Below are 14,156 nucleotides of genomic sequence, written 5' to 3' on the forward strand. Positions count from 1 at the left end.
ATTTCCTAATCTTTATGTATATAATATTGAATAGCTTTATGAGGTAAAATATATGAATAGTAAGATATTAAAAGCAATAAAACAAAAAATACAAGATAGAGTAGAGCGTAAGGAACTGCACAGTCTCTTTATAGATCCTGAAGAAATAAAGTCATTCAATGATTGTGTTAGTAGTATTAAATGTGATGGAATAAGCCTAGAGGAATCAAGTGAATTGGGAACAATTTACAAAGGGCTTGATTCAATGTTTTCTCACATCAGTGATGACTGGGATAAAAATAAGGGTAGCCTAAATAGTAAAAAAATTGATGTATATTATCAAAACTTAGAGTCTATCTTAAAGATAGTAAACATAATTAAAGGATTGAAGACAGGAGTGGGCCAAGAATCAGCGATCCCCAACATTGATGAATCTGTGTTAATTTGTGATATCGAATCACTTAAGAAAAAAATGGAAGAAGCGCTAGAAAAAACGCAACAACAACAAAGTGCAGCAAGGCAAAAAGAGTTAGAAGAGAAAGCTAAAGAGGAGTTTGGCAAGTACATAAAATAATGGCACCATTGATGCGGTGTCAATTGAAAAGCGTAAGGATCAAAATTCTCTTTATGCAACAATCAAGCTAAAAGACGACAATAAAAACACAGATATTAGGGTAAGCGAATTTTTAAATAGTGAATTTTGTAAAGAAAACAATATTGCCGGTTTTCTTCTTTCAAGTGGAGATCAAAAAGAACCTATCAGTGGCTACATACATGAGGGGGTTAGATACTATAATTTAGGTACTGCAGCTCAATATGGAATAAAGTTTAACTGGTATGTAGGTGAAAGGGAATGTAGCATCACATTAAGTGCTAGCGATGGCAGTATTAAAATAGTAAGTAATAAACCAGATGATAAAGATTTAGAAAAAAATAAAGATGTAAAAATTAAAGTTCCTGTCCTTGGTTACCTAAGCCTTGCTGATGCAGTAAAAACGTGTAGACAGCAAGAAGATCCAAGTAGCACAGTGAAGCAAGCATCAGCTAATGAGCATTGCCGGCCATTGGCAAGGACTTCAGCTTAATGTTTTTAGCAAAAAGAGATATAAATAATTGCTCTTGTAATACTTAAAATGTAAAATAGATCTACTTAAATAAGTAGATCTATGAACAATATAAGAAATTTTGCAATAATAGCACATATAGATCATGGGAAGTCAACTCTTGCTGATCGTTTGATAGAAGAATGTAACGGTCTTGAGACAAGGGAAATGACCAATCAGGTACTTGACTCAATGGATATAGAGCGTGAACGCGGAATCACAATCAAAGCACAAACGGTAAGACTCAATTACACTGCAAATAATGGTAATAAATATTGCCTCAACCTCATGGACACACCAGGTCATGTTGACTTTTCATATGAAGTCAGCCGAAGCTTAGCTGCATGTGAAGGCTCACTTTTGGTGGTGGACAGCAGCCAAGGAGTTGAAGCTCAGACTCTGGCAAATGTGTACAAGGCAATTGACAATAATCATGAGATAATAGTTGTGCTCAATAAAGTTGACCTTCCTGCTGCAGATCCAGAAAAGGTAAAGCTTCAGATTGAAGAAGTAATTGGTATTGATGCAAGTGAGTCAATTTTGATATCGGCAAAAACTGGTCTTGGGATAAAGGATGTACTTGAAGCTATAGTGACAAAACTTCCCGCTCCTCAAGGTGATACAAATGCTCCACTGCAAGCAATTTTAGTTGATAGTTGGTATGATCCTTACCTAGGAGTAGTAATTTTAGTGCGAGTTAAAAATGGAGTACTAAAAAAAGGCATGAGAATCGTTATGATGTCTAATAATGCTACATATCAGGTCGATAATATCGGTATTTTCACTCCTAAAAAAGTTATGACTGGTGAACTTTCAGCAGGTGAAGTTGGTTTTATAACTGCTTCAATGAAAGAAGTAGCAGACTGCAAAGTAGGAGACACTATTACTGAAGAGAAAAGGCCGTGCAGCAAGGCATTACCTGGCTTTAAAGAAGTACATCCTGTAGTATTTTGCAGTATTTTTCCCAATAACACAGATGATTTTAAATATTTAAGGGAAGCACTAGAAAAATTACATTTAAATGATGCTAGTTTTACATTTGATGCTGAAACGTCAAATGCCCTAGGTTATGGATTTCGTTGCGGTTTCTTAGGAATGCTACATCTTGAAGTCATTCAAGAAAGACTCGAAAGAGAATTTGATTTAGATCTAACAGCAACTGCACCGAGTGTTATATATAAAGTTGCAATACAAAATGGTAAAGTTTTAAATATCCATAACCCAAGCGATATGCCAGACCCTACAAAAATTGAAATAGTGGAAGAACCGTGGATCACTGCAACTATAATGGTACCTGATCAATATTTAGGAGAGATTCTATCTCTGTGTGAAGAGAGGAGAGGAGAACAGCAGGATTTATCTTATGTTGGTAATACGACAACAGCACTACTGAAGTATAAATTACCGCTGTCTGAGGTTGTTTTTGATTTTTACGATAGACTAAAATCAATTTCCAAGGGATATGCAAGTTTAGATTGGGAAATATCCGATTATCAGGAAAGTCAGATAGATAAATTAAGTTTTTTAGTTAATGGAGAACCTGTGGATGCGTTAGCCTGCATTGTTCATAAAAGCAGGGCAGAAAAAAGAGGCCGCGAAATATGTGCACGTTTGAAAGACTTGATACCACGCCAGCAATATAAAATCGCGATTCAAGCGGCAGTAGGCGGAAAAATTATTGCTAGAGAAACGATTAACCCGTATAGAAAAGATGTAACAGCCAAGCTCTATGGTGGAGACGTCACACGAAGGATGAAGCTGCTTGAAAAGCAGAAGAAAGGTAAGAAAAGATTGCATTCTGTGGGAAACATAAACATCCCACAAAATGCTTTTATTGAGGCTTTGAAAATAAATGATTAATATATATCCAAAAACATAAATTTAAAGAACTAAGTGATATTTTCTCAATAAATTTACTGACATTGATATAGGTAAATTTGAAATAGCTATGTGAATTTGTAAAACACTATACAAGATACCATACAACGAAATCATCCCAGTGTTAAACGCTGGGATGACAGAGAGCAGCTCAATTGCTCCACTCAATCAGTAAAAATCAGATATATGTAGACATTGGCTAAAACCATTCCAACAACATTTTAGTGAAACTTAACAAGCTTATCTATAGTTTTAGTGATGATTCTTGGAGTATTTGGAGAGACTTCTGAGCCCAGTCTATTTAACCGCTCTATAGCAAACCCGCTGTTCTCATTTATTATGAAATCACATAAAATATTTTCTATATCTTTAATAACACTTTCATGCTTTCTCAGAGGATGGTTATTCGGATATCTATGAATGGTTTTGATGCTAGAATACTCAACGAAAGCTTGATCTTTAAAAGCAAGTTGTCTCAATTTCTCTTTGAATTTTTCTTCTTCATCTCTTGCTAAAAGGCAAGACTTTATCAGTGATTTTATAATCGAGTTTATAGCCTGATGTATTTCAGAATGCACTATAACTTTGATGATATTTTCTTCCACTATGCAATCATAAGTGCTTTTTTCGCTCTTTAATGACTCTATAAGCATTTTGCTATTTTGCGAATTCAATTCCAGATTCTCTTCACTTATAGGAGTCATTATAAAGGTATTCTTATTTACCCTGATGTAAAATTGTGGCAACCCTTTAGAACAGGCAAATGCTACATCCTTAGACTCAAGTGCGTGATTGTATGAAGAAGAAAGGGTGCTTGCTATAACGCTACTTGGTACTTTCATTCCATGATTACTTAGGTGATTTAACACATTCTCAACATCATGATATGTAAAACCTGTATCTTTTATCAATTCAACAACTTCTATGCAATTGTGTTGTTTATACTCTATTGTCACTTCTTCTGTAAAAAGAGTTTTAGCTGCTATATGCTTATCAAGCACTGTGAAAATCTTGATGAAACTCTCTAAATCTTGTTTGTTAATTAATTCAATACTAATTAAGTTTTTGCTAACAATTATAATATTTTTTATCATTTTTTCCCACTAAAAAAACTCACTAGATGAATTGTATTTTTAATTCATTAAAAATTGTTTAAAGTGGGTATGCCAGCAACAGTAAGACAAAAAAATCACATAAAATCTTCATTATGTATTATATTACATCCCTCGTGTTCATCACTGCCGCTTGTGTAAGCTGTTGCATTAATGCTATCTTCATTGTTATTTAACATATTATCCAACTTTCCTTCTTTTTCAAGATCCATCAATTTGTCACATCCAGCAATATGATGTACATAATCACCATTTTCATCAGTAATAAAAATTTGTGGAACTGTCCTGACGTTATATTTTGATTTTATACCGTCAAACAAATCCGAGTTTCTAAGTACATCAATTTCTTCGTATTTCACACCTTTTTCATCCAATAACTCTTTTGCTTTCTTGCAGAATGGGCAGTACTTCTTCACATATATTACAACTTTTCCTTTAGTGTTTTTCATGATTTATCTCCATAGTTTATAAAATACAACTATTATATATAAAAAATATATATAAAATATCAAATTGTATGAAAATTATTTACAACTGTGAGCAAGGGATAAAAGATAATGTGGCACTAACTTTCGGAAATTTCGATGGCGTTCATTTAGGACATAAGTTTGCAATTTCCAATCTAAAGAAGGTAGCACAAGAAAGAGGATTACCCTCTGCAGTTTTAACTTTTGAGCCTCACCCATCAACTGTTTTATTTAGTAGGAACAATTTTAGGTTGATAGACCAAGAACAAAAAAAGGAACTAATCAGCAGCTATGGTATAGATTACTTGTATATTATTAATTTTAGTAGAGGTTTTTCTGAGGTTAGCTGCGATGACTTTATTGGTAAGATTTTGGTAAAGAAGTATGGTGCTAAACATATAACTGTTGGAGAAAGTTGTACTTTTGGTCACAAACGATTGGGTAACATATTAACTCTAGAAAAATATTCTCAGATGTATGAATATTCTTTAACTAAATTAGAGCCATTGATAATCGATAGAAAAATTTGCTCTTCTTCCTCAATCAGGGAGTGTTTACAAAAAGGCGAAATAGAAATTGCTAATAAATTACTTGGTAGGTCTTATCAAGTTTCTGGTATTGTAACAAAAGGTGCATGTAGAGGTAGAGAAATAGGGTTTCCAACCATAAACATTCCGATAGAAGATTACATGATAAAACCTAAGCTTGGTACATATTACGCCAAAGTTGCATTTTCTGAAAATAGTTCAAGTTGGCTATATGGAGTAGTCAACATTGGTATGAGACCTACATTTAAGGACTTAAAAAAACCTATAGTAGAAATGCATATATTTGACTTCAACGAAAATGTATACAATTTTAAGGTTGACATACAACTTTTAAAATTTATTAGGGCAGAAAAAAAATTCCATAGTATTAACGAGTTAACAAAACAGATAGATCGTGATATAATGAAGGCTTACCAGTTAAAGATAAATTTATGAAAAGGATATGTTTAGTTATTATATTGATTATAGCATCATTCGATCAAACAAGTAAATTGTATATAAACTCTTTGATTGATGAGGGGGAGTCAATCGAGATTACTAGTTTTATGAAATTAGTTGAAGTTTGGAATTCAGGAATTAGCTTTGGAATGTGTAGTACTCTGCCGCATGGCAGCTTCTTTTTTTCAGCATGTTCAATATTAATAATTGGTATACTTGCATACTTGATATATAAATCTAATGATAAGTCAATTTACCTTAGTTTTTCTCTGATGATTGGTGGAGCGATCGGAAATGTAATTGATAGAATCTATTGGGGAGCTGTATATGACTTCATATATTTTCATATCAATGATTGGTATTGGCCAGCCTTTAATTTAGCAGATCTATCTATAGTTTGTGGAATGTGTACATTGTTATATAAGTGGTATATATATGATAGGTCTATCTCTAAGCAAAATGAGGAATGAAATAATGCTTCGCAAATTCTTTAGTTTTTTTATACTATCTGTGTTTTTTTTCATTTGTCCGATTTCTTTGGAAGCTGAAATCATAAAGCATGCTAAGCTCAGTAACGGATTGGATGTTTATGTAGTACCTAATCACCGAATTCCAGCTGTTTTTCATGCAATAATATATAAAGTTGGGGGAATGGATGACCCAATTGGCAAAACAGGCTTGGCTCACTACTTTGAACACTTAATGTTTGAAACTACAGGAAAATTTAAAGACATAGAATCCACTTTGGGCAGCATTGGGGCCCAATTTAATGCTTTTACCACTAAAGAATACACCTGCTACTACGAATTAGTTCTCAAAAAAGATTTACCACTAGCAATGGAAATTGAAGCAGATAGAATGGGCAATTTTGATGTTACTCAAGACAAAATAGATAGAGAAAAAAATATCGTATTAGAAGAAAGAAAGATGAGATTTGATAATAATCCTGAAGCTTTACTATGGGAGGAAATGAACAGTGCATTTTATCGTAATGGCTATGGTAGGTCTGTTATTGGTTGGGAGAGCGATATTAAAACTTACAATCAAGATGACATAACAAGGTTTCATGATAACTATTATCATCCAGGTAATGCTATACTGCTCGTTGTTGGTGATGTAGAATTTGAAGAAGTAGCAGGATTAGCAAAGGAAAAATATGGTGCAATTAAAGCTGAGCCTTTAGTTAAGCATTATCCGAACCAAGATTCAATACATAATGCAGATATATCGGTAATTTTAGAAAGCACTGAAGTAAAAGAGCCAGTTTTATACTTTCGCTATAGTGTTCCTTTATTTGAGCAAATAAGTGAAACTTTTCCTGTTGATTTGGCAGTTGATGTTTTGGGGCATGGCAAGTCTAGTAAGCTATATAAAGATTTAGTTCTAGATAAGAATGTAGCAGTAGAAGTGTTTGCTTATTATAATAGCTTAGCTTTTAGTAATGGTTACATTGAGATTCGGGTAACTCCAAAAAGCGGGGTGAATTTGGATGCTGTTGCAAGAGAGTTAGAAAATTCTATTAATCACTTTACCTCTGAAGAAATAACAAGTGAAGAGTTGCAAAGCACAAAGTCTAAATACAAAGCAGCACAGTTTGATAATCTATCTGATTTAACTAGTGTAGCAATGTTTTATATACCACGTCTAGCACTAGGTATCCCACTTGATGAAATAGACATTTCACATAGCAAAATTAATGATGTCAATCTGAAAGATGTAAATCACAAAATTCGTACTATTTTTTCTACTAATAAATTAGTCGGCCGTTTGTTACCAAAAGGAGGTAATGATGATGAGAATAAGTAAGCTTGTATTTCTACTTTTTTTCTGTCTGGTCTTTAATTTGCAGGCGAGCAGCTACCTAAATATAGAGGAGGTTACTACTAATAAAGGGCTTAAGTTTTTGTTTATTGAAAACCGTGATCTACCAAAAGTTTCACTCAATATATCATTCAAAGATGCAGGTTACGTGTATGAAAGTGCAGAAAAGCAGGGGCTTGCTTGGTTTACTTCTCTTGTAATTCAAGAAGGAGCAGGAAAAAATGATGCCAAAGATTTTGTAAAAAAGCTTGAGGATAAAGGAATTAGTTTAAATTTTACTGCTGGTTTAGAAGCATTTAGGGTTTCATTAAACACTTTATCTGAGAATCTAGAGGATGCAATTTCACTACTAAGTGATGCTATAATGCGTCCTAAAGTTGATCCTGAAGGATTGAATAGAGTTTTTGAAAAAGCCAAAGTAAACTTTAATAATTTTGAAAAAGATCCTTATTTTATTGCTGCAAAAGAGTTGGATACGTTGTTGTTCAAAAAACATCCTTACTCAAGAGATCCATATGGAACTCTAGACACTATAATGAGCATTACTAGAGACGATGTTTTAACATACATAAAGCGTAGTTTTACTAAGGATAATATCGTTATTAGTATTGTTGGTTGTGCAACAAAAGAAGAAGTTAGTACGCTGCTCGATAAATATTTATCTAAGTTACCATCAAAAAGATCGAAAGTTAGGAAGGTATCTGTAAAAAATGAATTTGGGCCTGCAGAAAGTAAGAGCGTTTTTATGGATATACCACAGAGTGTAATACTTTTTGCTCAAAAAGGCATAGCATATGAAGACCCTAATTACTATAATGCTAGTGTTTTGATTAATGCGCTTGGTAGTATGAGTCTAAACTCAATACTGATGAAAGAGTTGAGACAAAATCTAGGTATTACTTATGGTGTTAGTGCACGTAATGTTCCTAATAAGCATGGAAATATTATATCTGGATTTATGAGTACTGATAGTTCCACTGCTAGCAAAGCTATATCAGCAGTAAAAGATACATTTAGCAGAATAAAAGAGGAAGGAATTGACGAACAATTATTCAAGGATGCAAAAACCAGTTTAGTAAATAACCTTATCTTCTCTTTTCTATCCAATAATGCGAATATAGCAACGTTACTGGATAGTATGCAGATAGATGATCGTGATATTAACCATATAAATAATTATGCAAATATCATTAATGATGTTCAATTGGAAAAAGTAAACAAGCTGGCAAGTTCTTTACTGAATCCTGAAAATTTATTTTTTGTTGAAGTTGGAAGAAACGCTCAAGGTCAATAGTTAATACCTTCTGCTATTGATCTTACTGCTTTTACATAACACTTATGCTCTTCAGCTAGAATGCGCTCTGAGAGACTGTGAACATCATCATTTGGTAACACTGGAACAGTAGCTTGAGCGATTATGGCTCCAGCATCAATTTCAGGAGTAACATAATGCACAGTACATCCTGTAATTTTTACACCCGCTTTCAGAGCTTGCTCCTGAGCATTTAGGCCCTTAAATGACGGAAGTAAAGAGGGATGAATATTTATAACTTTGTTATGCCATTTATTCAGGAAATTGGCCTTTATAATTCTCATAAACCCTGCAAGGCAAATTAAATCAACCTTATGTTGAACAAGTATTTCATGAATTTTATCAGTATCAAGTGGCTTATCTTCAACAACAAACGCTGAAACTCCTGCTTGCTTTGCTATTTTAAGGCCTCCAGCTTCACTATTATTTGTGATAACACACACAGTTTCAGCAGGGAAATTCTGATCTTGACATGCTTCTATTAAAGCCTGCATGTTTGATCCTCTACCTGAAATTAGTATTCCGAGTTTTATCTTTTTCATTTTAGTGCAGACGTAAGAATGGATATTAATAAAATAGCTCAAAAGGAAAGTTTATTTTAGAATAAATACTATTGTGTAGCAATATTTTACACTGCTGGATAATATGGAATTAAAGAAATCATTCAGTTTGAAGTAACTTTAACATTTAATTTTAGGAATATTATACAATTTATGGTAAATAAATGCATATTTTTATGGCTGCGTTATTATTTATTTAACAAAGTATTAGTATAATTTACTACACTGAATTAAATGGAGAAAATTCAATGAATAAATTACCAAGCAATGCAAAAACAAGCAAGTCTCAGGTTACTCAGTGGGAGGTAATAAAAAATTGTGAATATTCTGATAATTGTTTATCAAAAGTAGTAACTTTATACGTCATTAAAATGGCAGAATTATCAGATATTTATACGAGTAATGAACCTGAAATTAATACTATACTTACAAGAATAAGCATAACAAGTGAAAATGCATTTTTAAATAAGGTTGTTGATATTGAAATTATGGAGGGCATTTTTCCGTACAAATTCAACAGCAAGAAGAAAAATAACATATCAAGGCTAGAAGATTTGTACAATTATTTATGTTCTACTGTTATTGATAGCCTTCCAAAAGAAATGCTTGAGAGCTTAAGAAGAGAATACAGAGACGCTGTTAACTTATTTAAAGCAATTACTTAACTAGGTGTAGCATTTTTAAGACTTTACCTTCTATTTCAGAAATGCCACTTTCAAGATCTTTATCTATCAAACATATGGTAGATAAATATGTTTTCTGCTTCTTTTCAACATTGATAGTTAAAGTTCCAGGAGTAATCGTAACCGAGTTAGCAAATAATGCAATGGTCTTATCATTATGTCCTATGCATTCTCTTACAATAACAATTGGCTCAACTGTAGATTTGAATCGTAGCACCTTTTTTGTTACATAAATACTTGAAAAAATAATTTGGTAAATTAGCCAAGGTATATAACTTATAAGCTGATAAAGTGACAGCCTACCACTATCATTTAGAATTTGACTAAGGGCACTTTCAGCATCAATTAACCTTTTAAAGATAATCAATGTGAACACAGAAGAAAATACTCCACAGAGAATAAAAAAAGGCTCAAAATAACCAGACAATGTAATCCATAGAGAAGACAAAATCACAAATGATAGAGAAAAAAACTTAATATTTTGCCTGACTTTCATGATTTGGAGTATAACTTAAATGATTTTTTAGGAAAATAAAAAGTTCTTGATTTTTGTGTCAAAGAACATAATAACCAAGTTATTTTAATAAGTAGTGGAGATTATGACGCTTGATGATTTTCTAAAAATGCTTGAAGAAATAAATGATACTTCAGGTTTAAGCAAGAACAACATAGTTGAACGAATAAAAATAAAATTAGAAAGAATTGATTTACGGAGGTGGAAAGATAGTGGATTTAATATCAATCATATATTCACTACACATAGTGATCTAGATCCTGTAGAAACTACATTGTTGCATTTTGCTGCTAAGAGTGGCTATGAGAACATAGTAATAGCTCTAATTGAATATGGAGCATATGTTGATGCATGGGACAGCGATGGATGCACTCCTTTACATTTTGCTGCTGAATGGAACCACAAAGGCATATTAGATATTTTAATTGAAAGTGGAGCAAATGTTAATGCGTGGGACAATGATGTATGTACACCTTTACATCTTGCTACCGAAGGTGGGAATGAAAGTGTAGTAAGAGCTCTAATTGCATGTGGAGCAGATGTTAACGCGCAGAACAATGATGGACACACTCCTCTACATTTTGCTACTAAGAGTGGCTATGAGAACATAGTAATAGCTCTAATTGAACACGGAGCATATGTCGATGCGTGGGATAATTATAGAAGCACTCCCTTGCATTTTGCTGCTGAAAGTGATAATGAAAACATAGTAAGAACTCTGATTGAACATGGAGCATGTGTTAATGTGTGGGATAGTTGTGGACGCACTCCTTTGCATTTTGCTAGCGATCATGAAAGTATAAGAGATATTTTAATTGAAAGTGGGGCATATGTTAGTAAACAGAACAATAATAGATATGCTCCTTTACACTTTGCTATTGAATGGGGCTGCAAAGATGTGATAAGTTCTTTGTCAGGTAATGCTAGTCCTAGGGCTGAAATGGCAGTAGGAAGAGTGGAACAAATTACACTTGCAGGAAGATTGGAGCTTTTTTAACCAAACTTGCATTTACTGAGATAATTGTTTTGTTATGAATTAAACCAAAAGTTCTGTAATATATTGAAGCTTAAAGATATCTTTAGATATGGAAGTTATTGCAGAAAATAGAAAAGCAAGGTTTGAATACTTTATCTTAGAAGAATTTGAAGCAGGTATGATCCTCTTAAGTAGTGAAGTGAAATCACTAAGGGAAAGAAAAGCAAACATTTCTGATGCTTACGTTACTGAAAAAAAAGGTGAAATATGGCTAAACAATATGCATATCGCAGAGTATAAAGCTGCAAACCAAAAGAATCACAAGCCAAAAAGAGAACGAAAATTGCTTTTGCATAAAAAAGAGATAAATAAGCTAATTGGTCAAATTAAAACCTCTGGAATAACTGTTGTGCCACTTTCTATCTATTTTAATGATAAAGGGTTGGCAAAAACTAAAATTGCCATTGTGAAAGGAAAAAAACTCTATGATAAGAGAGCAACCATAAAGCAGAGAGAGTGGGAACGTGAGAAAAGTAGATTGTCTAAGAATAATTTGTAGTAAAATATGTCTTTAAGTCCAGTTATTTTTAGCATCGGTCCTGTTTCTATATATTGGTACTCTTTAGCATATGTTTTGGGTATAGTTTTTGCATATTGGTATTTACATAAGCTAGACAATCAAAAAATATTTACTAAGAATTTTTACGATTCGTTATTAACAGCCGTTATTATAGGCATTATCCTTGGAGGTAGGCTTGGGTACGTATTGATATATGATCCAGTTCTCTATATAAGCAATCCTATCGAAATACTAAAGACCTGGGAAGGAGGTATGTCATTTCATGGCGGTGCTATAGGAGTTTTGCTTGCAGTAATAATCTCCTGTAGAAGACATAACATTCCTATATTTTACACACTGGATCTAATTTCTTGTGGAGTTCCGATAGGTTTACTTCTAGGCCGCATAGGTAATTTTATAAATGGAGAGTTATTTGGCAGGGTTACAAATATGCCGTGGGGTATGGTATTTCCAGAAAATGGTGATAATTTATTGCGCCATCCAAGCCAACTTTATGAGGCATTTTTTGAAGGAGCGCTACTTTTTGTAGTTGCAAATTCACTGTTTTTCTTGACTAGAGTGAAACTGTATTACGGTGCAACAACTGGTATTGCAGTTATGTGGTATGGAATAGCACGTTTTGTGGTTGAATTTTTCCGCGAGCCAGACTATCAAATTGGCTATTTATGGTTCAATTTAACTATGGGACAATTTCTTTCTATACCTATGATTTTGCTGGGAATGCTTATATATTTAGGTGCGTTGAACTTAAGATTTAATACGAAATCTGTTCAATAGAGAAAAGGTGAGTTTAATCGAAAAATATAGTGGAAGTTTATTTATTCCATACTATGTACAATTATGTGAATTTTTTGTCTTGCAGAGAATAAATGTAAGACCAGCAAACCTTCGTTGTATAGCTATAAGAAAAACTTAGTAGCTACTGACCAAATTCATTACTAAGTAGATATTCATTTTCCACCAGAATATTCCTGATTGAGAAGCTACTTTATTAAAACATATTTTTAAATTTTTGCCAAAACCCTGGTTGATTATCATTAACCTTTGTGAAGGCTATGTTTAAACTGTATCTCGAATCATTTGGCATGTCATATCTAATATTCAGTATTGAAAATTTGTTTTTATTATGAACAGAAACATCGTCATATGATAACTTTGTCGTGTAGCACTTTATATGTTTTTGCTTATCATATACTATATCACCTGATTCCCCTTCTAGTTCTACAAATTTAGTTTTTTTCTGACATTCTTTTATTTTTATTAGATCCTCGTTTAGTGATATTGAAACCGGTAGTGTATTCCCAGCATACTCTTTAGCTAAAAGCTCACTTTGAGGATACATTTTTATTTCCTTTCCAAAATGTGAGTCTATAAAATTATTGCTCCAAAATTTGTCTCCAGAATGTACATATTCGTCAGTAGCATACGGTACACCACCATAATTGCATTGAACTTTGTAATCTCCAACACCATTATTTTGAAAAAAATCATGAATGGCAGCGTAACTATCAGCAGCATCATTTATGTAATCCATTACCTACCCCTTAAAACCTTTTAATTTATTATATCACAAGAAATTACATCTATCAATAAAAAGACTTTTTTTGATATCAAGTATCTAGGGAGCATATTGATAGGATTGTGACATTCGTATTTCCCAGTTCTTCACATACTGCTGGACTAATTCAGGATAATTTTCAATAATTAATAAATTTTCAGCGTTTCCCTTTTCAGCTGTCTTACTGAGGTTAAACGATCCTGTGATGACTTTTTGATTATCAACAATTATTACCTTATTATGAGCAATTTTTGGCTTATTATCGATCCAAATCGGTATTCCATTTGAAAACAATTCGCTTATGACACTATATTTTGAATGGAGTTGTGATTTATCTAAGACGACTTTAACATCAACACCACGCTCTTTGGCGTTAATCAAAGATTTTGCAACTGTTCCAAGAGTAAATGTATATTCTTGAACTAAGATAGATTCTTTAGATTGGTCTATCTCGCTGATTATCGGTACAGCACAGTCTTGTTCAGGTGAGAAGCAAACTGTTGCTTTTGGGCAAGGCGAGAATGTAGGACCCACATAGTAATACAGAGAAAAACATGCCGACAAAAATAAAAGATATAAAAGCCTCACAAACCACACCTAAATACACGGCGGTAGTCTACATCATAG

At 33.0% G+C, this 14,156-nt stretch carries 17 protein-coding genes; 11 read left to right on the forward strand and 6 right to left on the reverse strand.

Annotation, left to right across the window (positions count from 1 at the left end):
• Positions 1 to 52 precede the first annotated feature (52 nt).
• The 3 genes from OM967_RS03155 to lepA all read left to right on the forward strand — a co-directional run bounded on the left by OM967_RS03155 (position 53) and on the right by lepA (position 2,942).
• Positions 53 to 553, forward strand: coding sequence for a hypothetical protein (locus OM967_RS03155; RefSeq protein ID WP_264337612.1), 501 nt, complete (start codon positions 53 to 55; stop codon positions 551 to 553).
• A gap of 16 nt (positions 554 to 569) precedes the next feature.
• Complete coding sequence (locus OM967_RS03160; protein ID WP_264337613.1) at positions 570 to 1,064, forward strand: hypothetical protein; 495 nt, start codon at positions 570 to 572, stop codon at positions 1,062 to 1,064.
• 81 nt (positions 1,065 to 1,145) lie between these two features.
• Positions 1,146 to 2,942 carry a translation elongation factor 4 gene (lepA, locus tag OM967_RS03165; protein ID WP_211908422.1) on the forward strand — a complete coding sequence of 599 codons (1,797 nt, stop codon included), beginning with the start codon at positions 1,146 to 1,148 and terminating at the stop codon, positions 2,940 to 2,942.
• 239 nt (positions 2,943 to 3,181) lie between these two features.
• On the opposite strand, the gene OM967_RS03170 is transcribed toward lepA, so the two are convergent.
• Together OM967_RS03170 and OM967_RS03175 are read right to left on the reverse strand one after the other, a co-directional pair.
• Positions 3,182 to 4,054 carry a hypothetical protein gene (locus OM967_RS03170; protein ID WP_007301937.1) on the reverse strand — a complete coding sequence of 291 codons (873 nt, stop codon included), beginning with the start codon at positions 4,052 to 4,054 and terminating at the stop codon, positions 3,182 to 3,184.
• A gap of 95 nt (positions 4,055 to 4,149) precedes the next feature.
• Positions 4,150 to 4,521, reverse strand: coding sequence for a glutaredoxin (locus OM967_RS03175; RefSeq protein ID WP_006015443.1), 372 nt, complete (start codon positions 4,519 to 4,521; stop codon positions 4,150 to 4,152).
• Positions 4,522 to 4,589: 68 nt separating this feature from the next.
• On the opposite strand from OM967_RS03175, the gene ribF reads away from it, so the two are divergent.
• From ribF to OM967_RS03195, 4 genes are read left to right on the forward strand one after another with little or no spacing between them, the layout of a single operon-like run.
• The gene (ribF, locus tag OM967_RS03180; RefSeq protein WP_063630547.1) at positions 4,590 to 5,522 is read left to right on the forward strand and encodes a riboflavin biosynthesis protein RibF; all 933 of its coding nucleotides are present in this window, start codon (positions 4,590 to 4,592) and stop codon (positions 5,520 to 5,522) included.
• A complete protein-coding gene (gene lspA, locus OM967_RS03185) occupies positions 5,519 to 5,995 on the forward strand; it encodes a signal peptidase II (protein WP_264337614.1) in 477 nt (158 codons plus the stop codon). The genes ribF and lspA overlap by 4 nt, the downstream gene beginning before the upstream one ends.
• 4 nt (positions 5,996 to 5,999) lie before the next feature.
• A complete protein-coding gene (locus tag OM967_RS03190) occupies positions 6,000 to 7,331 on the forward strand; it encodes a M16 family metallopeptidase (RefSeq protein ID WP_264337881.1) in 1,332 nt (443 codons plus the stop codon).
• A complete protein-coding gene (locus tag OM967_RS03195; protein ID WP_250120438.1) occupies positions 7,318 to 8,640 on the forward strand; it encodes a M16 family metallopeptidase in 1,323 nt (440 codons plus the stop codon). Before OM967_RS03190 ends, OM967_RS03195 begins: the two co-directional genes overlap by 14 nt.
• Here OM967_RS03195 and purN read toward each other — a convergent pair.
• Entirely contained in the window at positions 8,634 to 9,200 is a 567-nt protein-coding gene (purN, locus tag OM967_RS03200) for a phosphoribosylglycinamide formyltransferase (protein WP_010402201.1), read from the reverse strand. The two genes, OM967_RS03195 and purN, sit on opposite strands and share 7 nt — an antisense overlap.
• A 266-nt stretch (positions 9,201 to 9,466) precedes the next feature.
• On the opposite strand from purN, the gene OM967_RS03205 reads away from it, so the two are divergent.
• On the forward strand, positions 9,467 to 9,883 hold the full coding sequence (locus tag OM967_RS03205) for a hypothetical protein (protein WP_007301944.1): 417 nt from the start codon (positions 9,467 to 9,469) through the stop codon (positions 9,881 to 9,883).
• Here OM967_RS03205 and OM967_RS03210 read toward each other — a convergent pair.
• Entirely contained in the window at positions 9,876 to 10,397 is a 522-nt protein-coding gene (locus tag OM967_RS03210; protein WP_006015458.1) for a Na+/H+ antiporter subunit E, read from the reverse strand. The genes OM967_RS03205 and OM967_RS03210 overlap by 8 nt on opposite strands.
• A gap of 103 nt (positions 10,398 to 10,500) precedes the next feature.
• On the opposite strand from OM967_RS03210, the gene OM967_RS03215 reads away from it, so the two are divergent.
• The 3 genes from OM967_RS03215 to lgt all read left to right on the forward strand — a co-directional run bounded on the left by OM967_RS03215 (position 10,501) and on the right by lgt (position 12,748).
• Positions 10,501 to 11,412, forward strand: a complete 912-nt coding sequence (locus OM967_RS03215) for an ankyrin repeat domain-containing protein (protein WP_211908425.1) — start codon at positions 10,501 to 10,503, stop codon at positions 11,410 to 11,412.
• An 88-nt stretch (positions 11,413 to 11,500) separates the two neighbouring features.
• Positions 11,501 to 11,950 (forward strand): SsrA-binding protein SmpB, encoded by a 450-nt coding sequence (smpB, locus tag OM967_RS03220; protein WP_007301946.1) that lies wholly within the window; start codon positions 11,501 to 11,503, stop codon positions 11,948 to 11,950.
• A 6-nt stretch (positions 11,951 to 11,956) separates the two neighbouring features.
• A complete protein-coding gene (gene lgt, locus OM967_RS03225; protein WP_114517403.1) occupies positions 11,957 to 12,748 on the forward strand; it encodes a prolipoprotein diacylglyceryl transferase in 792 nt (263 codons plus the stop codon).
• A 214-nt stretch (positions 12,749 to 12,962) separates the two neighbouring features.
• On the opposite strand, the gene OM967_RS03230 is transcribed toward lgt, so the two are convergent.
• Positions 12,963 to 13,505 carry a hypothetical protein gene (locus tag OM967_RS03230; RefSeq protein WP_211908426.1) on the reverse strand — a complete coding sequence of 181 codons (543 nt, stop codon included), beginning with the start codon at positions 13,503 to 13,505 and terminating at the stop codon, positions 12,963 to 12,965.
• 84 nt (positions 13,506 to 13,589) lie between these two features.
• The gene (locus OM967_RS03235; protein WP_211908428.1) at positions 13,590 to 14,117 is read right to left on the reverse strand and encodes a phospholipase D family nuclease; all 528 of its coding nucleotides are present in this window, start codon (positions 14,115 to 14,117) and stop codon (positions 13,590 to 13,592) included.
• Between the last annotated feature and the right edge of the window lie 39 nt (positions 14,118 to 14,156).

Origin of the sequence: Wolbachia endosymbiont (group B) of Dolichovespula media (assembly GCF_947179505.1) — a bacterium.
Classification (GTDB): Bacteria; Pseudomonadota; Alphaproteobacteria; order Rickettsiales; family Anaplasmataceae; genus Wolbachia.